21 protein-coding genes and 3 tRNA genes are annotated in these 24,010 nt (G+C 24.1%); 7 read left to right on the top strand and 17 right to left on the bottom strand.

Features of this window, described 5'->3' with window-relative positions; translation table 11 throughout:
• Positions 1–19 precede the first annotated feature (19 nt).
• Positions 20–1,351 (bottom strand): tRNA (N6-isopentenyl adenosine(37)-C2)-methylthiotransferase MiaB, encoded by a 1,332-nt coding sequence (gene miaB / locus B5D11_RS03465; protein ID WP_078681656.1) that lies wholly within the window; start codon positions 1,349–1,351, stop codon positions 20–22.
• 332 nt (positions 1,352–1,683) lie between these two features.
• On the opposite strand from miaB, the gene B5D11_RS03470 reads away from it, so the two are divergent.
• Complete coding sequence (locus B5D11_RS03470) at positions 1,684–2,883, top strand: pyridoxal phosphate-dependent aminotransferase (protein ID WP_078681657.1); 1,200 nt, start codon at positions 1,684–1,686, stop codon at positions 2,881–2,883.
• A 29-nt stretch (positions 2,884–2,912) separates the two neighbouring features.
• On the opposite strand, the gene B5D11_RS03475 is transcribed toward B5D11_RS03470, so the two are convergent.
• Positions 2,913–3,779: a GNAT family N-acetyltransferase gene (locus tag B5D11_RS03475; RefSeq protein ID WP_078681658.1), complete on the bottom strand. Its 867-nt coding sequence runs from the start codon at positions 3,777–3,779 to the stop codon at positions 2,913–2,915.
• 289 nt (positions 3,780–4,068) lie between these two features.
• Here B5D11_RS03475 and B5D11_RS03480 point away from each other — a divergent pair.
• The 3 genes from B5D11_RS03480 to B5D11_RS03490 all read left to right on the top strand — a co-directional run bounded on the left by B5D11_RS03480 (position 4,069) and on the right by B5D11_RS03490 (position 4,324).
• A tRNA-Ile gene (locus B5D11_RS03480) sits at positions 4,069–4,145 on the top strand.
• Between the two features lie 5 nt (positions 4,146–4,150).
• Positions 4,151–4,225, top strand: a tRNA-Thr gene (locus B5D11_RS03485).
• 14 nt (positions 4,226–4,239) lie between these two features.
• Positions 4,240–4,324, top strand: a tRNA-Tyr gene (locus B5D11_RS03490).
• Between the two features lie 64 nt (positions 4,325–4,388).
• On the opposite strand, the gene rpsA is transcribed toward B5D11_RS03490, so the two are convergent.
• From rpsA to B5D11_RS03515, 5 genes are all read right to left on the bottom strand, one after another.
• Positions 4,389–5,474, bottom strand: coding sequence for a 30S ribosomal protein S1 (gene rpsA / locus B5D11_RS03495; protein ID WP_078681659.1), 1,086 nt, complete (start codon positions 5,472–5,474; stop codon positions 4,389–4,391).
• A 158-nt stretch (positions 5,475–5,632) separates the two neighbouring features.
• A complete protein-coding gene (gene cmk, locus B5D11_RS03500) occupies positions 5,633–6,310 on the bottom strand; it encodes a (d)CMP kinase (protein WP_078681660.1) in 678 nt (225 codons plus the stop codon).
• Positions 6,311–6,352: 42 nt separating this feature from the next.
• Complete coding sequence (locus B5D11_RS03505) at positions 6,353–7,579, bottom strand: NAD(P)/FAD-dependent oxidoreductase (protein WP_078681661.1); 1,227 nt, start codon at positions 7,577–7,579, stop codon at positions 6,353–6,355.
• Between the two features lie 206 nt (positions 7,580–7,785).
• A complete protein-coding gene (locus B5D11_RS03510; RefSeq protein WP_078681662.1) occupies positions 7,786–8,661 on the bottom strand; it encodes a MurR/RpiR family transcriptional regulator in 876 nt (291 codons plus the stop codon).
• Between the two features lie 177 nt (positions 8,662–8,838).
• Positions 8,839–9,549 (bottom strand): pseudouridine synthase, encoded by a 711-nt coding sequence (locus B5D11_RS03515; RefSeq protein ID WP_078681663.1) that lies wholly within the window; start codon positions 9,547–9,549, stop codon positions 8,839–8,841.
• Positions 9,550–9,729: 180 nt separating this feature from the next.
• Between B5D11_RS03515 and B5D11_RS03520 the strand changes: the two genes are divergently transcribed.
• Entirely contained in the window at positions 9,730–11,079 is a 1,350-nt protein-coding gene (locus B5D11_RS03520; protein ID WP_078681664.1) for a M20 family metallopeptidase, read from the top strand.
• 106 nt (positions 11,080–11,185) lie between these two features.
• Here B5D11_RS03520 and B5D11_RS03525 read toward each other — a convergent pair whose 3' ends face one another.
• From B5D11_RS03525 to B5D11_RS03535, 3 genes are all read right to left on the bottom strand, one after another.
• The gene (locus tag B5D11_RS03525) at positions 11,186–12,463 is read right to left on the bottom strand and encodes an FAD-dependent oxidoreductase (protein ID WP_078681665.1); all 1,278 of its coding nucleotides are present in this window, start codon (positions 12,461–12,463) and stop codon (positions 11,186–11,188) included.
• Positions 12,464–12,485: 22 nt separating this feature from the next.
• The gene (locus B5D11_RS03530) at positions 12,486–13,469 is read right to left on the bottom strand and encodes a sulfide/dihydroorotate dehydrogenase-like FAD/NAD-binding protein (protein ID WP_078681666.1); all 984 of its coding nucleotides are present in this window, start codon (positions 13,467–13,469) and stop codon (positions 12,486–12,488) included.
• Positions 13,470–13,649: 180 nt separating this feature from the next.
• Complete coding sequence (locus B5D11_RS03535; RefSeq protein WP_078681747.1) at positions 13,650–14,759, bottom strand: D-alanyl-D-alanine carboxypeptidase family protein; 1,110 nt, start codon at positions 14,757–14,759, stop codon at positions 13,650–13,652.
• 152 nt (positions 14,760–14,911) lie between these two features.
• Between B5D11_RS03535 and B5D11_RS03540 the strand changes: the two genes are divergently transcribed.
• Both B5D11_RS03540 and ytfJ read left to right on the top strand, forming a co-directional pair.
• Positions 14,912–15,451 carry a DUF2953 domain-containing protein gene (locus tag B5D11_RS03540; RefSeq protein WP_078681667.1) on the top strand — a complete coding sequence of 180 codons (540 nt, stop codon included), beginning with the start codon at positions 14,912–14,914 and terminating at the stop codon, positions 15,449–15,451.
• A gap of 18 nt (positions 15,452–15,469) precedes the next feature.
• Positions 15,470–15,862: a GerW family sporulation protein gene (ytfJ, locus tag B5D11_RS03545; RefSeq protein WP_078681668.1), complete on the top strand. Its 393-nt coding sequence runs from the start codon at positions 15,470–15,472 to the stop codon at positions 15,860–15,862.
• Positions 15,863–15,886: 24 nt separating this feature from the next.
• On the opposite strand, the gene scpB is transcribed toward ytfJ, so the two are convergent.
• The 7 genes from scpB to recN form a co-directional block, all read right to left on the bottom strand.
• Positions 15,887–16,462, bottom strand: coding sequence for an SMC-Scp complex subunit ScpB (scpB, locus tag B5D11_RS03550; protein WP_228201953.1), 576 nt, complete (start codon positions 16,460–16,462; stop codon positions 15,887–15,889).
• Positions 16,455–17,207, bottom strand: a complete 753-nt coding sequence (locus B5D11_RS03555; protein WP_078681670.1) for a segregation/condensation protein A — start codon at positions 17,205–17,207, stop codon at positions 16,455–16,457. The genes scpB and B5D11_RS03555 overlap by 8 nt, the downstream gene beginning before the upstream one ends.
• Before the next feature lie 120 nt (positions 17,208–17,327).
• Positions 17,328–18,500, bottom strand: a complete 1,173-nt coding sequence (locus B5D11_RS03560; RefSeq protein ID WP_078681671.1) for a D-alanyl-D-alanine carboxypeptidase family protein — start codon at positions 18,498–18,500, stop codon at positions 17,328–17,330.
• A 450-nt stretch (positions 18,501–18,950) separates the two neighbouring features.
• Positions 18,951–19,580, bottom strand: coding sequence for a stage II sporulation protein M (gene spoIIM / locus B5D11_RS03570; protein WP_078681673.1), 630 nt, complete (start codon positions 19,578–19,580; stop codon positions 18,951–18,953).
• Positions 19,581–19,873: 293 nt separating this feature from the next.
• Positions 19,874–20,686, bottom strand: coding sequence for a sporulation transcription factor Spo0A (gene spo0A, locus B5D11_RS03575; RefSeq protein ID WP_078681674.1), 813 nt, complete (start codon positions 20,684–20,686; stop codon positions 19,874–19,876).
• A 215-nt stretch (positions 20,687–20,901) separates the two neighbouring features.
• The gene (gene spoIVB / locus B5D11_RS03580; RefSeq protein ID WP_078681675.1) at positions 20,902–22,125 is read right to left on the bottom strand and encodes a SpoIVB peptidase; all 1,224 of its coding nucleotides are present in this window, start codon (positions 22,123–22,125) and stop codon (positions 20,902–20,904) included.
• Between the two features lie 183 nt (positions 22,126–22,308).
• Complete coding sequence (gene recN / locus B5D11_RS03585) at positions 22,309–24,009, bottom strand: DNA repair protein RecN (protein WP_078681676.1); 1,701 nt, start codon at positions 24,007–24,009, stop codon at positions 22,309–22,311.
• Position 24,010: the final 1 nt, after the last annotated feature.

Consider the following 24,010-nt stretch of genomic DNA (forward strand, 5'->3'; position numbering starts at 1 on the left):
TTTACTTTTATAAAATTAATTATATTTGCTCACCATTTAATGAAAATGAAAGCGGTTCAGTTATTTTTACATTTACTAATTTACCTATGCTGTCAAAACTTCCTGTAAAATTAACTAATTTTCCGGTCCTAGTTCTACCTGTTAATTTATTTATGTCATTTTTGCTTCGTCCTTCAACTAAAACTTCAACAACTTTACCATAATAAGATTTATTATTTTTATAACTAATTTCATTAACAACTTCTATTAAACGGTTAAATCTTTCATGTTTAATTTCATCATCAACTTGATTATCCATATCATATGCAGGAGTACCTTTCCTTTTAGAATATATAAAAGTAAATGCTGAATCAAACTCAACTTCTTTTACTAAACTAAGTGTTTCTTCAAAATCTTTCTCGGTTTCTCCAGGGAATCCTACAATTATATCTGTGGTTAAAGATATATTAGGAATACTTTTTTTTATTTTTTTTACTAAATCTAGATATTGCTTTCTGTCATATTGTCTATTCATTTTTTTTAATATATTAGATGAACCAGATTGAACTGGAAGATGTATATGTTCGCAAACTTTATTGCATTGAGCAATGGTTTCTATCAATTCTTCAGATAAATCTTTAGGATGAGAAGTCATAAACCTAATTCTTTCAAGTCCATCAATATTATTAATTCTTTTTAATAATTTTGCAAAATTTATATCTTCAGTAAGTCCATTACCATAAGAATTTACATTTTGGCCAAGTAAAGTAATTTCTTTATATCCATTAGAAACTAAATCTTTTATTTCTGCTTCTATATTCTCTGGCTTTCGACTTCTTTCTCTCCCTCTTACATAAGGCACTATACAATAAGTGCAAAAATTATTACAACCATACATTATAGTAACAAAAGCTTTTATATTACTTTCTCTATCTATAGGAATTCCTTCTATAATTCCTTCTTCTTTGTTAGTAACTTCAATTATTGATTTTCCTTCTTGTTTAACTCTATTTAAATATTCTGGGAATTTATATGAATTATGAGTTCCAAATATAATATCAACAAAAGGATATTTTTTTATTATATTATTAGCAATACCTTCTTGTTGCATCATACAACCACAAACGGCTATTATTATGTCTGGATTTTTTTGCTTTAAATTTTTTAACGCTCCTAGATTACCATAAACTTTAAGTTCTGCATTCTCTCTAACACAGCAAGTGTTAAATATAATAATAGAAGCTTCTTCTTTTTTATTTGTTCTTATATATCCTAATGACTTAAGCATACCTGATAATTTTTCAGAATCTTCTTCATTCATTTGACATCCCCAAGTTTCTATAAAATATTTAAGAATATTTGATTTATTCATTTTAATTCTCCTTTTTTATAATGTGTATTATATAATTTTTAAGCAATATACCATAAGTAATATTATATATAATTTATTATTTTTTTAAAAGTAATTTTTATTTACATCCACAAAATAGTAGACACAAATAAAAAATTGTTGTAAAATTAACGGTATATATTCAGTTAATTTTAAAAGAACAAATTATTTGAATATTGAATTTATTATTATATTTTCATTCAAATCTTATTGTATTTTTATGAATTTATATTATGATTAAATCACAATAAACTGTAAATTAAATTTCACTATATGAATATAATATACATACCTTAATAATTAGGAGGATAATTATGGATTTTTCTAATAGAATTAAAAATATGCAATTTTCTCCAATTAGAAAATTAGCACCTTTTGCTGAAGCTGCCCAAAAAAAAGGCATAAAAATATATCATCTTAATATAGGTCAGCCTGATATAAAAACTCCAGATATTTTTTTAAAAACCATTAAGAATTTTAATGAATCTATTTTATCTTATGTTAACTCTCAAGGAATACCAGAACTTATTCAAAGTTTTATAAAATATTATAAAACTTTGAATATTGATTTTGAGGAAGATGAAATTATGATAACTAACGGTGGCAGTGAAGCATTAACTTTTGCATTAATGTCAATTTGTGATGTAGATGATGAAATAATAATTCCGGAACCATTTTATACTAACTACAACAGTTTTTCAAGTATTGCTAATGTAAAAGTTGTTTCTTTTCTTACTAATCCTGAAGATGGGTTTCACCTGCCTGATAAAAAAACAATAACTGATAAAATAACAAATAGAACTAAAGCCATACTTATTTCAAATCCTGGAAATCCTACCGGTGTTGTTTATAGTTATGATGAAATAAGAATGCTTGCAGATATAGCAAAAGAATATAATATATATATTATTGCAGATGAAGTATATAGGGAATTTATATATGATGATTTGAAATTCACATCTATGTTATCTATGTCAGACATCTTAGACCGAGTAATTTTAATAGACAGCATATCAAAACGCTATAGTGCTTGTGGGGCTAGAATTGGTTTAATTGCTTCAAAAAATAAAGATTTAATGAAAGAAATATTGAAATTATGTCAGGCTAGATTAAGTTGTGCTACTATTGAACAATTAGCTGCAGCTAGTTTGATAAATACTCCTAGAAGTTATTTTAATGAAGTAAAAGCAGAATATGAAACTAGAAGGAATATAATGTATAATAATCTTTCTAAAATACCAGGAGTAGTCTGCAAAAAACCATCTGGAGCTTTTTATATAATAGTAAAGCTTCCAATTCAAGATGCAGAAGATTTCGCAAAATGGCTTTTAACTGATTTTAGCTATAATAATGAAACAATAATGGTAGCTCCTGCTGAAGGATTTTATGCTTCTAAAGAGCTTGGAAAAGATAAAATACGTTTATCATATTGTATAAATTGTGAAGATTTGAAAAAAGCAATAAATATATTATCACTTGGACTTGAAAAATATTTAATTCTACAAAAAAAATGAAAAATAAATCGCCACTAATTTGTGTCGATTTATTTTTCGTATTCCCAGTTATGTATTTCTTTTTTTATTGTAAATCCTATACTTTTATAAAGATTTATAGCAACATAGTTAGTGGAAGAAACTTTTAAATTTACTTGCTCAAAATTGTGTTTTTTAAGAATTTTAAATAAATAATATATTAAATTTTTCCCATAACCTTTTCCTCTATACTCTTTTAATACACCAACATTAACTATGGTTGGAATATTATTATTTATAATTATTTGGCCATATCCTATGTATTTATTATTTTTTTTCATTAAAACTGCTCCATCTTTAAAATAGTATTTTTGCATTTCATCAAAATATATATCATTTACATTCAATGGTGTTCTAGTATCGTTTTTAAATACTTCATTCTGAATATTACATCTAATTTGTTCATGTTTTCCCTTTTCTAATGTTTCAAATTGTAAATCGTTTGTAATAAAAGGTATCAAAATAGAAGAAATGTCTACATTCATTTCATAAGTACCATCTAATTTTTTAAAACCTATGCTTTTTAATACATCATAATTAAAATCATTTTTTTCACATGTATATATAAAAATTTTTTTATAAGGTATTAAATTAATAAGATCTTTGTATTTATTTACAATATCTTCCTGTTCATTTACATACATAGAATTGATTACATAATATTTTTTATTATATTTTGATATCCATATATATCCTACTACATTATCATATTTTTTTAAAAGTCTAATATTTTTACGCATTATAATTTGTCTTGCAAAATTTTTATTTGTATAACATTCATAAAAATCTTCATTTAAAACATTAAAATGTTTTCTCAAATCATTCAATATTAAAAAGTCTTTTATATTTTTTTTATTTAATAAATCATAATTTTTCATAGAATAATCCTCATAAATTTATATACTTACTTCCATTATTAGTATAATTCTTGTAAAGTATTAAGTCAAATAAAATAAATCAAATTTAATATTTTTTATGTCACCAATTTTTAAAAAATGTTTCAGAATTTTTAAAATATTAGCACCAGTTTTATTTCTGCTTTTTTTAATTATTTTTGTACAGTTACCAACAAAAATTGTGATATATTAAAACATTATCTTAAATCATAATTTAATAATTTTTTATTGACAATATACTTAAATAAATATATAATAAATATTGTAATTTGGATCTTTAGCTCAGTTGGTTAGAGCAACCGGCTCATAACCGGTTGGTCCGGGGTTCGAGTCCCTGAAGGTCCACCATGTATGCTGGCATGGCTCAACGGTAGAGCAGCTGACTTGTAATCAGCAGGTTGTAGGTTCGATTCCTATTGCCAGCTCCAGTATTTTTTTATAAGGAGGAATTCCCGAGTGGCCAAAGGGGGCAGACTGTAAATCTGTTGTCTCTGACTTCGATGGTTCGAATCCATCTTCCTCCACCAATATTATTTTCAAATAAAAAAGGCTATTTTTAAAATAGCCTTTTTTATTTGAATTTATTCTTATTTAAATATTTTCAACTTCTTTTATACTTAATTCTATTTTTTTTCTTTCTTTATTAACATCTATAATTTTTGCTTTTATTTGTTGTCCTATATTTAAAACATCTTTTGGATTATTAATTTTTTTATTGCTTATTTGAGATATATGCACTAATCCGTCAACACCTGGTTCCAATTCAATAAATGCACCAAAATCAGTAAGTCCTACTATTTTTCCTAAAACTATATTGCCAACAGGGTATTTTATATCAACATTTTTCCATGGATTTTCTACAAGTCTTTTCATGCTCAAAGATAATTTCTTGTTATCCTTATCAACATCTAATATATATACTTGTATTACATCTCCTATGTTTAGTATATCACTAGCTTTATTAACTTTTCCCCAAGATATTTCGGATACATGTAAAAGCCCATCAATTCCATTAACATCTATAAAAGCTCCAAAATTTGTAAGTCTTTTTACCTTTCCGTTTATAACAGTATTGGGTTTTAACGTTTCCCATATTTCTTCTTCTTTTTTATTTTTATCTTCTATAAGTAATTCTTTTCTTGAACCTACAATTTTAAATCCTTTTTTATTTTTAATATATTCTATAATTTTTATATTGAATTCTTTATTTATATATTCTTCCAAATCATCAACATGAGTAAGTTCTACATGAGAAGCTGGTATAAATATTTTAACTCCTTTATAGTTTGTAATTAATCCTCCATTAACCACTTGAACAATTTTTACTTTTAACGAAATATTATTATTAAAAGCATTTTCTACTTCCTTATAAGCTTCTTCCCTTTCAATTTCTACTCTAGATAAAACTATGTATCCATCTTCATTCCTTATTTTAATTACTTTTGCTTCTACTTCTTCACCAACTTTAAAAATATCTATGAGCTTTACATCATTTTCACTAGTAACTTCTTCTATAGGAAGATATCCTTCTGTTTTTGTTCCTAAATCAATATATATCTCTTTATCATTAATTGAAATTATGTTGCCTTTTACAATTTGTCCAACTGAAATTATAAAATCATTTTTATTCATAAAATCAACTTGCTCACTAATTTCCATATCTCTATTTTTTTCCATATTCTACACTCTCCTAAAAATTCATTTATTTTTTTATATTAAAAATTATTATAGATATCAATATTCAAAATTTAATTCAGAGATTTAGTAAAATACTGATTATCTCTTGTTGTGTTAAAAACAAACTACTGATTGATATATCACATTTAGTTTTTATGCTAGATATCTATATTATTATTTTTATTTATAAATTCTTGTATATAATATGACATTTTATTAACAACATCATCAATAGATAAATTAGATGAATCTATTAAAATAGCATCATCTGCTTTTTTTAATGGATTATTTTCCCTATTTGAATCCATATAATCTCGTTTTATAATCTCATTTAATATTTCATTATAATTTGTTGATATTCCTTGTAAAGATAATTCATTATATCTTCTTTTGGCTCTCTCTTCACAACTAGCAGTTAAATAAAATTTAATTGGAGCATCTTTAAGAACAACAGTTCCAATATCTCTTCCATCCATTACTACATTATATTTTTCAGCGATTTTTTTTTGCATAGCAGCTAATTTTTCTCTAACTTCTGGAATTGCCGCATAGTTAGAAACGTTATTACTTATATTAGGCAAATAAATTTTATTATTAACATTTTCTCCGTCAATAAAAAGTTCATCATTTTTAAAAATCATATTTAAATTTTCTACTAAATTTAATAACTTAATTTTATCTTGCGGCAAAATATTTTTTTCTATAGCTTTTAGTGTTATAGCTCTATACATGGCACCAGTATTTATATATATTAAATTAAATCTATTTGCTAACATTTTAGCAATAGTACTTTTACCTGCTCCAGCAGGTCCATCAATTGCTACAGATAATTTCATGTTTTATTCACCTTCTTTTAAAAACTATACATAAATTTTAAATTATATTTCATCTACTTTTTTACCAGCAAGGTACCCTGTGGATAATGCTATTTGTATATTAAAGCCTCCTGTATAAGCATCTACATCTATAATTTCTCCAGCAAAAGAAAGATTTTTAATAATCTTTGATTTCATATTTGATGAATTAATTTCTTTAGTATCAATTCCACCACAAGTTATTATAGCTTCTTCTATTGGTCTTAATCCTTTTACTGTTAAAGTAAAATTTTGAAGAAGATTAACTAGAGCTTTTCTTTCTGATTTTGTAATTAAATTAATTTTTTTATCAGGATTTATATTGGATAATTTTACAATAATAGGAATTAATTTTTGTGGTAATAAATCATTTAAAGAATTTTTAAAACTTTTATTGATATATTTAGAAAAATCATTTTGAACCCTTTTATCTAATTCTTCTGAATTTAAAGCTGGCTTTAAATTAATGATTACTTTAAATTTACCATTTTCACAAATCATTCTGCTTGCACTTAAAGCTAACGGTCCTGAAATTCCAAAATGTGTAAAAATCATTTCCCCAAAGTCATTAAATACAGTTATATTTTTTTCGTTTTTTACATTAAACTCTATATTTTTTAATGATAAGCCTTGTAATTCTTTAATCCATTCTTCTTCAATTACTATTGGTACTAAAGAAGGTCTAGGAAGGATTATATTATGTCCTAATTTTTTAGCAAAAATTAATCCATCTCCAGTAGATCCAGTTTTAGGATAGGATAATCCTCCAGTGCAAATAATAAAATAATCTCCTTTTAAGATAGAATTATCTTGAAGCTTTACTGCTTTTATAACTTTATTTTCTTCAATTATTTCTTTTATTTTAGTATTTAATAATACTTTCACATTATTTTTATTAATTGCATTATTAAAAGCATTAATAATATCTGAAGATTTATTTGATTCAGGGAAAACTCTATCTCCTCTTTCTATCTTTAGTTTAACTCCCAATTTATTGAAAAATTCAATAGTATCTTCATTTGTAAAAGAATATAACGAACTATATAAAAAATAAGGATTACTTGGTATATAATCAAAAAAATCACTTATATCTTTTGCGTTAGTAATATTACATCTTCCCTTACCTGTAATAAATAATTTTTTTCCTAACTTTTCATTTTTTTCAATTAATATTACATCATGTTTTTTAGCAGCTGTTATTGCTGCCATCATTCCTGCAGGTCCGCCACCAATAACTATAACCTTGGCCATAGCACCACCACCATTTGTATTTATTATATTATAAATTTAATATATTACTATAATTTATTCAATACAAATATAAAAAATAAAGAAAAAGCTTTTAATAAACTTTTCTTTATTTTTTATATTTGCAACAACAATTTATTTAAAATATATTTAATGCATGTATTATTGCAATTTTAAAAATATAAAATATTAGATTCTTTTATAAATTATTATTCATCTTTATTTCTATTAGAGTATACTCTGTATTCTCCCCAAATATTTTCTAATTCATTAAAAGTTGAAGCTATTTTTTCTTTTTCTCTTAATCCTACAGCAATAATAAGAGCATTAATTACACTTAAAGGTGCTACAAGGGAATCAACAAAAGAGGCCATATTACTTTGAGCAATTAATGTGTAATCGGCTCTTGAAGCTAATGGTGATAGTAAGCTATCAGTTATTGCTACAACTTTTGTACCTCTGCTTTGCGCAAAATTAAGTGCTTCTATAGTTCTTGCTGCATATCTAGGAAATCCAATACCAATTACTAAATCTTCTTTTGATATATTAATCATTTGTTCAAATATATCACTAATTCCATAAGTAACAACTTTAACATTATCTAAAATAAGATTTAAGTAAAATCCTAAAAATTCTGCAATAGCAGTTGAACTCCTAAGCCCTATTATGTAAATTTTTTTAGCATTAAAAATGCTATTTACAACTTCCTCAAAAGTTTTGTGATTTATTTTTTCTAAAGTAGCTCTTATATTTTCCATATCGGATTTTAATACTCCTTTAAGAGCTGTTTCTTGACTTACAAAATCATTAGAAAGTTCTATTCTTTGAACTGTAGTTAATTTGTTTTTGATAAGTTCTTGTAGTGCTTTTTGAAGTTTGGGATAACCACTAAATCCTAATTCGTTTGCAAATCGTACTACGGTTGATTCACTAACCCCAACACTTGTACCAAGTTTAGCTGCAGTCATAAAAGCAGCTTTATCATAATGTTTTAAAATATATTCTGCTATTAATTTTTGGCCTTTACTAAGCCGCGGAAACTTCATTTGTATTATTCTCATCAAATCTTGTTTGTTTTCATCCATTTTACTCCAATCCTTTCTTCATATTTGACAGATAAATGAATAATTTATTTCATTTTATCATTTAATGAAAAATTAATCAACATATCTTTCATTTATTCAACATAAGTATTCGTTAATTTTTATCATTTTATATTAATAAATGGCATAAAAACACTAATAATTGATTCTGTATATTTTTTATAAAGTTTTTAAATATTGAATTTCTTCTTGAGTTAAATTTCTAAATTTACCCAATTCCAAATTTCCAAGTTTAATTTCACCTATAGATATTCTTTTCAAGCTAATTACTTGATGATTTATTTTTTCACACATTCTTCTAATTTGTCTATTTTTACCTTCATGAATTTTTATTTCTACTTCACAATTTTCTCCCAGTATATTAATTAATCTAAAATCTGCAGTAGCTGTAATATATCCTCCTATATCAATTCCATTTTTAAATTTATTTATTTCTAAATTTGTAGGTATACCTTTAAGCTTTGCAATATATGTTTTTTTTATTATTTGCCTAGGATGAATAATTTTATTATAAATTTCACCATCATTAGTAAGTAAAATGAGTCCTGAAGTATCATAATCTAATCTACCTATAGGATATATCCTTTCTTTTGTTTTTACTAAATCTAAAATAGTTTTTCTCCCTCTATCATCTTTTACAGTAGATAAATAACCTGTTGGTTTATTTAAAGCTATGTAAATTTTTTTTTGTTCAGGTTTTATTATTTTTCCATCTATAGCTATAATATCTTTTTTTCTGTCTATTTTATATCCTAATTGTGTTATTATTTTATCATTTACTTTAACTCTACCAGAAATTATAATTTCTTCACATTTCCTTCTTGAAGCTATACCACATTCAGCCATATATTTTTGTAATCTTTCCAGCATAGTATCCTCCTACAAATATAAATAATAATATTTTATTGTTTATAAAAATTTTACTTATTTACATTATAGACTATAAAAATATAATATCCAAATTTATTTAAATAAGTATAAAATAATAATATAAAAATTTTATTAATGAACAAAATATAATTATATTTATGAAAGTTGGTGATGTTTTTTATGTTAAAAAATGAAGACATAAAAAAAGAATTAAAATTATTACAAGTTAATTTAATTGATTCTATTAAGGAATTAGTGAGTATACCTAGTATACTTAGCGAAAATTCAAGTAAATATCCATTTGGTGAAAATATTGATAAAGCATTAAAAAAAACACTTGAAATATGTAGAAATTTAGGTTTTAAGATTTATTATGATCCAATGGGATATTATGGATATGCAGAAGTTGGAGAAGGTGAAGAAATAATAGGAATATTGGGACATATAGATGTAGTTCCTCCTGGTAATTTAGATCTTTGGAATTATAATCCATTTTACCCTGTAGTTGAAAATGGTAAATTATATGGAAGAGGGAGTCAAGATGATAAAGGTCCTATTCTTACCGCTTTATATGCAGTTAAAGCCCTTATGAATTTAGGAATAGTATTTAATAAAAGAATAAGATTTATATTTGGAACTGATGAAGAAAATTTATGGCGAGATATGAAAGAATATATAAAAAAAGAGGAAAGGCCTAATATAGGATTTTCTCCCGATTCTGTATTTCCTGTTATTTATGCAGAAAAAGGACTTCTTCAATTTATTTTAGAATGTAAAAATGATAGTGGAATTTTTTTAGAAGGAGGAACTACCTTTAATTCTGTACCTGATAATATTATATATAATGGAGAAAAACAATTTGAATTAGAAAATGAACTTAATAGACTAAAATACGATTATAAAATTTTAAAATCAGGAATAAAAATTTTAGGGAAATCTGCTCATGCTCAAGTTGCTGAAAATGGAATTAATGCAATAAATCGACTTGCTATAGCTTTAAAAAATATAGGAGTTACTTCAAAAGTTATTGACTTTATTTCAAATGAAATTAAAGAAGATCCTTTTGCTGTAAATATTTTTGGAAATTGTGAAGATGAAGATTCTGGAAAACTTAAATTTAATATAGGTAAAATAAGCTTAAAAGAACGTGAATCTTTATTTATAGATGTACGCATACCTGTAACTATAAATAAATCTGATATAGTAGACAAAATAATTAAAACAGCTTGTAAGTATGAACTTGATTACATAGAATATGATTGGTTAAAACCTATTTATATTCCTAAAGATAGCTTTTTAATTCGTACTCTTACAAATGTATATCAAGAAGTTACACATGATATAAAATCTAAACCTATTTCTTCAGGAGGAGCTACTTATGCAAGAGCAATAGATAACTGTGTGGCTTTTGGTGCAATTATGCCTGGTAAAGTTAAAACAGCTCATCAACCTAATGAACATATTATATTAGAAGATATATTTACTGCTTTTGAAATATATACTAAAGCTATATATAATTTATTAAAATAAACAAACAATAATGATGTTCAAAAATTATCTACATAATAATATTTCTTAATTACAATTTAAAAGGATTTATATAAATTCTTTTAAATTGTAATTAAGTGTTTTTTATTTAAATTAATTTTTCGCTTAAAATATTTGATAAATTTAATTTATCAATTTTTGATTTTATTTCATCAATATTAGTAGTATATAATTCTAAAGATTTCATTCTTTCAAAATATTCTGCTCCAGCAAATGTATATCTATTTCTACGGCCTTCTTTCGTCATCATTTTATAATTTGCATAAGAAATTATATCTCCAATAGCAATGCTCTTAGGTAAAATCAAAAGAGGCATACCTAATGCATTTCTTACTGCATTATGTCCTGCTAAAGCACCAGTACATATAGCTTCAGTATGTCCTACAAATAATCCAGCTTTTTCTCCGGCACAAAAAAGATTTTCTAATCCCTTAACTTTCATATCATCAGTTCTTGGTGCTACAGATAAATATCTAATTGAATTTCCTTTCCCTCCTGCATAAGGATCTATATACTTTACATTTTCAAGTCCTGGTATTTTTCTAAGCTTTTCAAGATTATAATAAGATGTCATAAGTTTTGCATGACCTGTGTCCAATAGTACTATATTTTCTGCAAATTCTTTTAATGCATATTGCTGACAAACTTTAATTTTTAATTTATCTAAATTTACATCTTCAGGAGGCACTTTTAGAACAACAACTCCTTTTTCATCTAGTTCTTTTACAATTTCATTTGATAAAGTTTCTTTTGCAAGTTTACATGAACCACTCATCGCTCCAAAAGATTCATCATCTCTTTCACCTTGTAAATCATCAATTCCAGCTCTAGAGCTTATACTTACTCTTGGGCCAAAAGCAGGACATCTAAGTACGCACATTGAACATCCGTTCCCATATCTTAAACAATTCCCCATAGGGCCGGTAGATCCTGTAGTTTCAATAAATACATCTCCTTCTATATAAGAGCCATCTGATAAATATATACCCTTTATTTTATTGCCATCTTTTTCTATATCTATAACTCTTGATATAAAATTAATTTCTATACCAAGTTCTTCTAAATAATTTCTTACTTTAGGTTCTATTTTGTTTACATCATAAAGCCATGCGTGCTTATGACCTGGAAAATCAATATTTTTATGCCTAGTACATGAATCTGTTATTTTTATTAAATCTCCACCACCTAAAGCAATTAATTCTTCGCTTGCTGTAAACCTTCCATTGTTTCTCATTATTCCGCCTACATTTCCAAGACCTAAAAGCATATCTGTTTTTTCATATAATGTAACCTGTGCTCCTGCTTTTTTAGCACTAATAGCTGCAGCACATCCTGACCATCCTCCACCTATAACAATAACTTTCATAATTATTCCTCCAAGCAATTTTTTATATTAGTCTTCTTCCTTCAAAAATATATTTTGGTTCTATTTGTACTTTACAAAGTTTTTTTACTTTATGTCCCTTATATCTTGTAGCACAAGCTCCACATACTCCTTCTCCACAACACATTTTAGCATTATTAGAGCAAGAAAAATCTACTTTTTCACCTATATATTCTAAAATTTTATAATTTAGAATATCCGGTCCTGAGCTATGGATTAAATTTATATTTTCTTTTAATAAAAAATTATCAATTATTTTTTTTAGTTCTTCAGAAATATCGCCATTTTGCAACGTATTACAATTTATTACTTCACAATTACACATTTCTAAATAACTTTTTATAAATATATTTTTATAGTTTACTTTATCTATAATTACTATAATTTTATTCCCATTTGAATAAAGTTTTTTTAATACTGGAACCATAGGAGCCATACCTATTCCTCTAGTAATTATAATAGAAGTACCTTCTTTACTTTTATATATATTCCTAAGTCCAAGCTCACCATTCCAATAAGGACCTCTAATAAGAACACTATCACCTTCGTTTAACATATTAATACTTTTAGTTTTTATTCCTTTTAATTCAATGACAATAGATATAATATTTTCTTCAGTATTTAAATCCATAATAGATATAGGAACATCATAAAATTGGGATGTTTTAGGATTTCGCAAAAAAACATAACTACCAGGATGTACTAAATTTTTGATTAAACTATGTGGTATAGATATTGTTAATAATATTACATTTTTTTCTAAATATTCTTTTTTTACTATTTTACAGTTATAAATTTTTCTCCCTGATTTTGCTTTGCCATTATTCCATATATATTCTTGATAAATACATACTCCTTTCCAATTTATACAATCACAAAAATTTTTGCCAGAAAGTTGAGAACACAATATACAGTCACCAGTTTCAGCTAAATGGCAAGGACAATATTCAGTTCCTGCATCTATACAATCGCGTATTTCATAATTCATATTAATACCTCCTAAGACTATCTTTTGACTAAAAAATCCTTATATTATTAGAATATTTATTAATTAAAAAATTGTTACAATAATTTAAAATAAAATTTTAATCTATTTCTAAAAAATTTTAATAAAAACCAAAAAACTCTAAGTCTATATATAATAATTTAAACTTAGAGTTTTTTGGTTTTATTTTTTAAAAAGCCATTTTTTTAATATATTTTTGTCTTTAACATAATTATTAGATTCCAAAGATTCTTTATATATGTTTTTATCATCTAAATATATAGTTATATTCCCTATTTTACTTCCTTTGTTAATTGGAGCATATAAATTGTAATTAGGTATATTAATTTTAATTTTGTAATCAGAATCTTTTTTTATAGGTAAAATTATATCTTTATTAACTTTAATTTTTAATGGATTTTCTCCATTTTTTATTAAAATTTCTTTTACTATATCATTTTTAGAAAATATTTTTTTAAATTCATACTTCTTATTTATATAATCATTAATTTTTTGAGTTTCATTCCATCTATTAGGACAATTTAACACAACAATAATTACATCATTCCCTTGAATATTTACTGATGAAACTAAACATTTTCCAGCTTTACCTGTATAACCTGTTTTTACTCCATTTGCATTAGGAATCTGCCATAATATTTTATTTATATTATGAAAGCTTCTAGAAAAATTTTGACTATTCCCATCTACATCTTTTGATTTTACTATTTCATTAAACAATTCATTTTCCTTTGCTTTAGACGTGATAACAGCTAAATCATAAGCTGTTGAATAATGTTCTTCACTATCAAGACCATGTGGTGATTCAAAATGAGTATTAAGTACACCTATTTGAACAGCGTAAGTATTCATAAGCTTTACAAATTCATCTACACTTCCAGCTATTCCCTCAGCAATAGCAATAGCAGCATCATTTCCAGATCTCAACATTAATCCATATAAAAGCTCTCTTAAAGTAATCAACTCTCCTTTTTTATATCCTACTGTTGAACCTTTTATCGAGGCGGCTTTGCTTGATATTTCTATTTTTTTATCTAAATTTCCATAATTAATTGCTACTAATGCTGTCATTATCTTTGTTGTACTAGCCATAGGAACTAACATATGTGCATTTTTTTCATATAATATAATTTTAGTTTTACTGTCAATCGCAACAGCATTTCTAGCATCTACATTTATTTCTTGTGCTTTAGTATTTATTTTAAAAATATTAATAAATATAAAAAAAGAAGTCATTAAAAAAATAAGTTTATTTTTTTTAAAACTTTTCATAATCTCACTCCCTTCTATTTTATTTTTTTCATTTTTTATTTTATTAATCAAGAAAATTTTACCCATTATAGATTAATCAAAAACAAAATTTATATTTATAAATAAAATATATTTATTAGGTTATAATAATTTATATATTGGAGGATTTTGTTATGTTATGGATATTTTTCATATTTATATTAATAATATTAATAATGTTTATACCTATTCCAATAAAAATAAATTTAAATTATAAAAATTCTTCTTTAAATTTATTTTTATATAATTTTAAAATTAACTTTAGAAAAAGGGAAAAAAATAAAAAAAAATACAATTTAGATTTTTTAAAAAAATTTGATTATAATGCAGATAATATAAAAAATATACTTAATAATATAAATTTTTTTAAATATAAACCTAAATTAAATATAACAATTAAATTAAAAATAGGATTTTTTGATGCATCTACTACTGCATTAATCTATGGAATACTTAATTCTATATCTTCATTAATATATACTTCTTTAAATACAATATTTAAAATAAATTATTATAAATTAGATATAGACCCGGATTTTAAAAATGATGTTATAAATATTGATTTAAGTAGTATAGTTTTTGTAAATTTAGCTAAAATTATTTATATTATTATTTTAATAAAGAAAAATATCGATAATATAAATAATTCTAAAAATATTAATTTTAATATATAACAAATCGGAGGGAAAATAATGGAAAATCATCCTGTTGATAATTTAATGAAAACTACTATGTCACATATTAAAGAAATGGTAGATGTTAATACAATAGTGGGAGATGCAATAGAATCTAAAGATGGTTCTTTAATTATTCCTATATCAAAAGTTTCTTTTGGATTTGCTGGGGGAGGAAGTGAATTTTCATCTTCTAATTGTAAATCTGAAAATTCAAAATTTCCTTTTGGAGGAGGCTCTGGAGCTGGAGTTACTGTAAGACCAATAGCTTTTTTAGTATTAAAAAATGATTCTGTTAAACTACTTCCTGTAGAATACGATAATTCTTTAGATAAAATAATAGATTCTATACCTCAGTTAATAGAAAGTATTAAAAATATTTCAAATAAATCTAAACAAAATAAAAACTAAGGACTTTCTCCTTAGTTTTTATTTTTATATATCTATATTATTTATATCTTCTAATTTTAGAAATTCATCTAAAGAAGGCATTTGTTGCAAATTTTCTAAACCAAAATATAAAAGAAATTTATCGGTAGTTGAATATAATATAGGTCTTCCTGCAACTTCCAATCTACCTGATTCTTTAATAAGTCCTTTTTCTAACAAAGTTGAAATAGCTTTATCACTTTTAACACCTCTAATTTCATCAATAGTAATTCTAGTAACGGGTTGTTTATATGCAATAATTGACAATGTTTCCAATGCTGCTTGAGATAAAGATTGTCTTGTGTTTGTTTTTAAAAGTTTCTGAATATAATTACTATTTTCAGATTTAGTAACAAACTGATATCCATCTTCAATATTAACTAATTCTATCCCTCTTTCTAAATTATCATATTTTTTAATCAATTCTTTCATTATTTCTTTTGTTGACTCGATATCAAGTTCAATAATTGAAGCTATTTCTTTAAGCTTTAATGGCTCTCCTGATACAAATATTAAAGATTCAATAATAGAAAAATATTTTTGTTTTTTTGATAAATTTTTTTCTTCTGTTTTACTATTCATTGTCATATATCCTTTCTAAATAAATTTCAGTAAAATTCTTTTCTTGTATTGCTTTTATTTCTTTAAGTTTTATCAACTCTAACATAGCCAAAAATGTTACTACTATTTCTATTTTATTTTTACACTCTTGTACTACATTAGAAAAAAGTAAATGATTATGTTTTAATATTTTTTCTTTTAAATAAATTATTTTATCTTCTATTTTATAAGCATCTAAAGATATTTGCCTTTCTATAACATTTTCTTTATTTATTTTATTATTATATTTTTCTATTAATTCGTTATATATATTATAAAGATCAATTATAGTTAAACTATTAAGTATTTCTAAATTATCATTTTTATTATTTTTATCTTCAATTATTTCTGGTTTTTTAGTAAAAACTATTTTTCTAGATTCTTCTTTATCTTTTAAATAATTAGCTATATATTTAAACTTTTTATACTCTATAAGTTTAGAAACTAATTCTTTTCTAGGATCGGATTCTTCATCTATTGATAGCTCCTCTTCTTTTAATTTTGGAAGTAGCATTTTTGATTTAATCTCTAATAATGTAGCAGCTATTAATATAAACTCAGATGTAATTTCTAAATCTAATTCTTTCATTTGATTTATGTACTCAATATATTGATTAGTTATGTCATATATTTTTATGTCATATATATCCATCTGATTTTTTTTTATTAAATGTAAAAGCAAATCAAATGGTCCTTCAAAATCACCAACTTTTATATTTAAAGCCATAAAAATCTCCCCTAATAAATGTTTTAATAATATATAAATATTTTATAGCTTTATGCTACATTTTACAAATAAAAATAGAAGAACATAAATATTAAAATATTTATGTTCTTCTATTTTTATTTATATTGCTTTTTCAAACATATTTTTTAAATTACTTTTAAAATTCTCTAGTAATCCTCCTATTTTAAAATCTCTATCAGTATATATTTCTATTTTACCTACTAAAGTATTATCTATATACACTTCACAATAACCTATAATTTCACCTTTTTTATATTCTCTCTTATTTTTATCAATGTTTAATATACATTTTTTGTCTATTTTTTTATTTACACCTTTTTCAATTATAATTTCTAAATCTTTTGCAGCTTTAGCTATAAAATATTTGTCTCCTTGTTTGTTTATAGGAATTTTTTCTATTTCTTCATCTTTAGATATAATTTTTTTAGATTCATATTTTGAAAAACCGTAATTTAAAAGCATACTAGCATCTTTATTTCTTATTTTATAAGTAGGTGAGCCCATAATTACTGTAAGCATTCTTACTCCATCTCTTACTGCTGTAGCAGAAATACAATATTTAGCTTCATTTGTAAAACCAGTTTTTAATCCATCACACCCTTTAAAAAATCTAACTAACTTATTATGATTTACAAGTTCTATAGGTGTTTTTCTACCTTCTGATATAGTTTCCATATATGTTCCAGTATATTTTAAAATAGTAGGATGCTTTAATAGTTCTCTAGACATTATTGATATGTCATAAGCACTAGTTAAATGTCCTTCTGCACTTAATCCTGTACAATTTTTAAATGTAGTATCATTCATTCCTAATGCTTTTGCTTTTTCATTCATAAGTTTTACAAATGAATCTTCACTTCCTGCTATATATTCGGCCATAGCTACTGCGGCATCATTTCCTGAAGCAATTGCAATACCTTTTAAAAGTTCTTCAACAGTTCTAATCTCACCTGTATCTAGAAGCATAGTACTTCCACCCATTTTTTTAGCATTTTCGCTTATAGTAACTTTATCTGAAAGTTTAATTTTATGATTATCTACGGCTTCCATAGCAAGAAGCATTGTCATAATTTTAGTTACAGAAGCTGGTGCATATTTATCATGAGCTTTTTTTTCATAAATTATTTTTCCAGATACTGGTTCCATTAGTAATACAGATTTTGCATCTATATTTAATTCATCATTATCCGCTGCACTAACTTTTGTCACAAATATTTGAGTAGTAAATAATATTGACATTAAAATGCTTGTTATTTTTATATTTTTTTTCATGTAGAATCCTCCTTTCTAAAGATAGTTTTACCTCTTTAACTAAAATTATCACATATTTATATTATAAAATTATAGGAATTATTTTCTTTATCATATATTAAAATTTTTATTTCCATATAAATTTTAATTTTATAATTGTATTATATTTTACCTTTACTACATAATAAAAGCGTGCATTTATTTTAAACTTGCACGCTTTTATACTTAGATTAAAAATTAAATAATAATCTAAATATGTAAATATAATTATATATTATTTTACTATTGGTGTTTATTATATAATTTACAAAAATACTATTATAATAAAAATTAGAATAGTAAATTTTATACAAAATTTTATCAATTATTTTAGGTAATAAGTCAGCAAAAATAATTAAAATAAAAAAACATTTGAAAAATAAAATTATAGCCTTAATAAAAGAATTGTTATTATCCAAATAAATTCACATCCTATACCATAATTAATTTCATTATATTAGGTATAATAAAAGTTTCAATTAAAAAACCTGTGCATTGAATAAAAAAAATAATTATAAATACTAATGAATATGATGATACTTTTATAAAAATACTATTTGACCATTGTCTATTTAATTTATCTTTAATTATGTTTAAAGAAAATTCCATAGCTATTACTGAAGAAATTATTATACATAGAATATATATAATGTTTTGAGGTAAAATTCCTAATATAGCCATCTCTATACCTTTCCCCCCAAATGCTTTTATAACAAAGCTAATAGTAAATCCAACAGTAAATCCTTTCATTAAATCTATAATTAATATTATTGGAATTCCTATCATCGTTAAACCTAAAAACCATATAGCAATAATTATAGGAAAATTATTTTTTAATATATCATTGAACATACTTTTATATTTAAAATTACCTTGAGATATATTTTGAGTAAAACTATTTAAATAACTAAGTAAACTTTCATTTTCAAAATTTTCCATATATTTAACGGCATATATTCCTAAAACAATACCAGTAAATATACAAAGTATACTTATTATGTATAACCAAAAATTATCTTGAAGGTGTTTGTTAAAATCAAATATTTTTTTCCCGTTGGACATAACTTTATCCCCCTTTGTTAATCATCTTTTAATATTTATGATATAAAAAAAAAGAATATGCATAATTAATTTTTAAAAATTAATTATGCATATTACTTAAAGGAAGATTTATACTAAATAATTTATTAAATACCTTAATAATAATTTTTATAAAAAAATAAACTTTCTTCATTAATAAGTAAATGAAGAAAGTTTACATGTTTTTTCTATATATTTCTATATATTTGTACATAAATTTTTATTTTATATAAAAGTTAACCAATTATACTATAAAAAACATTAATTTTCTAAATTTAAGATACCTTATTTTTTAGACGAAGTTTATCAGCCACCATTGCAATAAATTCACTATTTGTAGGCTTACCTTTATCGTTATGTATGGTATATCCAAATAATTTATTTATAGTATCAACTTGTCCTCTACTCCATGCTACTTCTATAGCATGCCTTATTGCTCTTTCCACACGACTTGCTGTAGTATTATATTTTTCTGCTATAGATGGATAAAGCTCTTTTGTTACAGCTGATAAAAGTTCAATGTCATTTACAACCATGTTTATTGCTTCTCTTAAGTACATATATCCTTTAATATGGGCAGGCACACCTATTTCATGTATAATCGATGTTATTTCAGATTCTAAATCTGTAAACTCGTTTTTATTTAATTTAATATCCGTATTATCCAAAATAGATACTGTTTTTTTTGAATCATTACTAGAAATAGTATTGTTAAACATTTGTCTAATTCTTTTAATAAATACATCCATATCAAATGGTTTAACAACATAATAATCAGCACCAAGAGTTATAGCTCTTTGTGTTATTTTATCTTGACCTACTGCAGAAAGTACAATAATTCTAGGCATTGGATTTATATTCATGCTATTAAGTCTTTCTAATACTCCTAATCCATCAAGATGAGGCATAATAATATCAAGTACTACCAAATCTGGTTTTTTTAGTTGAATTAATTCTAATGCTTCTACCCCGTCTTTTGCAATCCCCGTAACTACTATATCTTTTTGGTTTAATAAATAGTCATTAAGAATACTGCAAAATTCTTTATTATCATCTGCAATGACTACATTGATTTTTGATTCTTCCATATTTAAATACTCCCCTCATACTGAATTCCATATCTTAACAAATAATAAATTCGACAAGAAATAAATAAATCCTTCTTATATTATAATTTTTTGTTTATATATTATAATTTTTGGTTTATATGGGCAAAATAAATAATAAATGAACATAAAATATCTTTAATAAATTTTATGTTCATTTATTATTTATTATACTATTATATTAATATAATTACTACTTATTTTGTCAAAATATCAGAATCTTTTAACATCCATTCTATATAAATCCCATAACCGGTATCTGGTTTATTTATTAGAACATGAGTTACGGCACCTACTAATTTATTGTCTTGTATTATAGGACTTCCACTCATTCCTTGGACTATACCTCCAGTTTTTTGTAAAAGTTCTGGATCTACTACTCTAATAAGCATACTCTTTGGACCAGGTATATCTTGCTCAAGCAATTTTTCAATTTTTATATCATATGCTCTAGGTTCTTCTCCATCAATGGTAGTTATTATTTTAGCGGGGCCTTCTTTTATTTCATTTCTTAATCCAATTTTTATAGGTTTATTAAATTTTTTGTTTATTAAATCTTTATTACTACTTCCAAATATTCCACAATCAGTGTTCTTAGAAATATTACCAATAGTTACATCTTCATTAACAAATATTCCTTTTAATTCACCTGGATTCCCTCTTGTTCCTTTTCTTACAGATACTATGGATGAAGATACTATTTCTCCATAACTTATATTTAATGTAGTCCCAGTATCTGAATCTGTTATAGGATGACCTAATGCTCCAAATTTTTTAGATACATTATCATAAAAAGTCAATGTTCCTACTCCAGCAGTAGAATCTCTTACCCAAAGACCTATTTTAAATTTATCATCTTTTATGCTTTTTATGGGTTTAATTTTTTTCATTAATTCATTTCCTTTTCTATCTATAATAATATTAAGTTCATTCCCATCTGATTCATTTACTAATCTTGATACTTGTTCTGCACTATTTATAGGTATATTATTAATTTTTATAATATTATCTCCTATTTGTACTCCTGCTAATGCAGCAGGACTATTAGATTTTCCTTTTTCTGTTTCTATATCAGATAAAGCAACAACTAATACTCCTTTGGTATTAAGTTTTACTCCTATAGGCTGGCCTCCAGGATATACAGAAATTTCTGAAGGAACTGATTTTACATATATAGATTTTAATGGTACTATTCCTAATAAACTCGCTTTAGCTGTTCTTGTGTTAGAATTTTCAAACAAATTATTTACTTTTATATTATCTTCTTCTTTAAGTTTTATTAGATGATTACTTTGTAACTGAGCACCTTCTCTTATAAAAATAGTTGTAGGAATATTTCCAACAATATGATATATACTTAAAGTTAAAAAAATGATAGGAGTTAAAAAAGAGCATATTAGTCCTATTCTTTTTTTTCTCATGCTTTTACCTCCTGTCTTTTAATTAATTATCTAACTTTAAGTTTCCCTTTTAAATATTTAATTATGCTATTATAAAATTTCATATAAAGTTAATGGTTTGAATTTAAAATATAAATTATCATAAAAATAAAGCTATGGTTTATAAACCATAGCTTTATTTTTTCATATAAATAATAAAATTATTTATAAATTTTTCAATTCCATTTTTTTCAGTTCAGCTATTTTAATTAATTCTTTTGAATTCTCTATTGTAAGTTTGGTAACTTCAGCACCACCAATCATTCTAGCTATTTCATTTTGCTTTTCACTTTCATTCATTTTAATAACACAAGTATAAGTTTTATTATTTTTGGTTTTTTTTGAAATTAAATAATGCACATCTGACATACAAGCTATTTGAGGAAGATGTGTTACACAAAATACTTGATGTTTATTAGAAAGTATGTACATTTTTTCAGCAACACTTTGAGCAACTCTTCCACTAATACCTACATCTATTTCATCAAAAATTATTGAAGGAATCATATCTTTATCAATAAATACAGTTTTTAAAGCTAACATTATTCTAGACAATTCTCCGCCCGATACAATTTTTTCTAATGGTCTTAATGGTTCTCCAGGATTTGTAGAAATTAAAAATTGAACTTTATTTTTTCCAATATCTGTAAAATTATCTGTTTTTATAACTTCTATTTTAAACGTACTTTTTTCAAGACCTACATAATTTAATTCTTCTTTTACAGCTTTTTCAAGCTCTATAGATGCTGATTTTCTTATTTCATGAATTTTATCAGATAAACTTTGTATTTCTTCTAATATAATATCTTTTTCTTTTTTTAATTTTTCAACAATTTCAGTACTATTTATTAAATCATTATATAAATCTTCAATTCTACACTTATATTCTAAAATTTCTTTTATTGTTTTTCCATATTTTTTTTTATATAAACTTATTTGATAAATTCTACTATTTATAAATTCTAATTTTTTTTCATCATATTGAATTTTATCTTTAAGTTCTCTAATTTCTTCTATATTTTCTTCAAGATTATAATAAATACTTTCTAAATTATCTGCAATTAATTTAACTTTTTCTGCATGTTTTTCGATACCTCTTAATTCTTTAATAGCTATACTTAAGGCATCATATGCAGAAAAAGAACTATCATTATTGTTTTTTAAAATTTTATAACATGTTGATAGTACTCTGTTAATTTTTTCTGCATTTGATAATATTGAATATTCTTTTTCCAATATAATATCTTCATCTTCCTTTAAATTAGCTTTATTAATTTCATCTATTTGATATTTATAAAAATCAATAAGTTTATCTTTTTCTTCTTCTTTTCCTTGAATTTTTTGTATTTTTTGCTCTATTTCTATAAAATTTTTATATTTATTTTTATAATCTTTCAGTAATTTATTTATTGTTTCTCCTGCAAAATAATCCAAATAAAAAATATGATTGTTTACATCTAATAAATTTTGATTTTCATGTTGCCCATGAATATCTAATATAGTAGAAGCAATAGTCCTTATATTAGATAAAAGTAAAGATTTTCCATTAACCTTAGCTATACTTTTACCAGATTGAAATGTTTCTCTACTAATTATTATAATATCATCAAATTCTATATCTAAATTTGAAAGTACTTCTACCGTTTTACTATTTTCAATACTAAAAATAGCTTCAACATAAGTTTTTTCTTCTCCTGTTCTAATCAAATCTTTGCTAAATTTACCTCCTAAAACATAATTTATAGCATCAATCAAAATAGATTTTCCAGCACCAGTTTCTCCAGTTAATACATTAAATCCTTTATCAAAAGTAATACTTAAATTTTCAATAAGTGCAAAATTTTTTATGTTTAATTGAAGGAGCATA

The organism is Clostridium sp. USBA 49 (assembly GCF_900167505.1).
In the GTDB taxonomy this organism is placed as follows: domain Bacteria; phylum Bacillota; class Clostridia; order Clostridiales; family Clostridiaceae; genus Clostridium_AT; species Clostridium_AT prolinivorans.

Bases quoted from the DNA above. Each gene is read 5' to 3' on its own strand.
- miaB (WP_078681656.1), bottom strand. From the start codon at position 1,351: ATGAATAAATCAAATATTCTTAAATATTTTATAGAAACTTGGGGATGT.
- B5D11_RS03470 (WP_078681657.1), top strand. From the start codon at position 1,684: ATGGATTTTTCTAATAGAATTAAAAATATGCAATTTTCTCCAATTAGA.
- B5D11_RS03475 (WP_078681658.1), bottom strand. From the start codon at position 3,779: ATGAAAAATTATGATTTATTAAATAAAAAAAATATAAAAGACTTTTTA.
- rpsA (WP_078681659.1), bottom strand. From the start codon at position 5,474: ATGGAAAAAAATAGAGATATGGAAATTAGTGAGCAAGTTGATTTTATG.
- cmk (WP_078681660.1), bottom strand. From the start codon at position 6,310: ATGAAATTATCTGTAGCAATTGATGGACCTGCTGGAGCAGGTAAAAGT.
- B5D11_RS03505 (WP_078681661.1), bottom strand. From the start codon at position 7,579: ATGGCCAAGGTTATAGTTATTGGTGGCGGACCTGCAGGAATGATGGCA.
- B5D11_RS03510 (WP_078681662.1), bottom strand. From the start codon at position 8,661: ATGGATGAAAACAAACAAGATTTGATGAGAATAATACAAATGAAGTTT.
- B5D11_RS03515 (WP_078681663.1), bottom strand. From the start codon at position 9,549: ATGCTGGAAAGATTACAAAAATATATGGCTGAATGTGGTATAGCTTCA.
- B5D11_RS03520 (WP_078681664.1), top strand. From the start codon at position 9,730: ATGTTAAAAAATGAAGACATAAAAAAAGAATTAAAATTATTACAAGTT.
- B5D11_RS03525 (WP_078681665.1), bottom strand. From the start codon at position 12,463: ATGAAAGTTATTGTTATAGGTGGAGGATGGTCAGGATGTGCTGCAGCT.
- B5D11_RS03530 (WP_078681666.1), bottom strand. From the start codon at position 13,469: ATGAATTATGAAATACGCGATTGTATAGATGCAGGAACTGAATATTGT.
- B5D11_RS03535 (WP_078681747.1), bottom strand. From the start codon at position 14,759: ATGAAAAGTTTTAAAAAAAATAAACTTATTTTTTTAATGACTTCTTTT.
- B5D11_RS03540 (WP_078681667.1), top strand. From the start codon at position 14,912: ATGTTATGGATATTTTTCATATTTATATTAATAATATTAATAATGTTT.
- ytfJ (WP_078681668.1), top strand. From the start codon at position 15,470: ATGGAAAATCATCCTGTTGATAATTTAATGAAAACTACTATGTCACAT.
- scpB (WP_228201953.1), bottom strand. From the start codon at position 16,462: ATGAATAGTAAAACAGAAGAAAAAAATTTATCAAAAAAACAAAAATAT.
- B5D11_RS03555 (WP_078681670.1), bottom strand. From the start codon at position 17,207: ATGGCTTTAAATATAAAAGTTGGTGATTTTGAAGGACCATTTGATTTG.
- B5D11_RS03560 (WP_078681671.1), bottom strand. From the start codon at position 18,500: ATGAAAAAAAATATAAAAATAACAAGCATTTTAATGTCAATATTATTT.
- spoIIM (WP_078681673.1), bottom strand. From the start codon at position 19,580: ATGTCCAACGGGAAAAAAATATTTGATTTTAACAAACACCTTCAAGAT.
- spo0A (WP_078681674.1), bottom strand. From the start codon at position 20,686: ATGGAAGAATCAAAAATCAATGTAGTCATTGCAGATGATAATAAAGAA.
- spoIVB (WP_078681675.1), bottom strand. From the start codon at position 22,125: ATGAGAAAAAAAAGAATAGGACTAATATGCTCTTTTTTAACTCCTATC.
- recN (WP_078681676.1), bottom strand. From the start codon at position 24,009: ATGCTCCTTCAATTAAACATAAAAAATTTTGCACTTATTGAAAATTTA.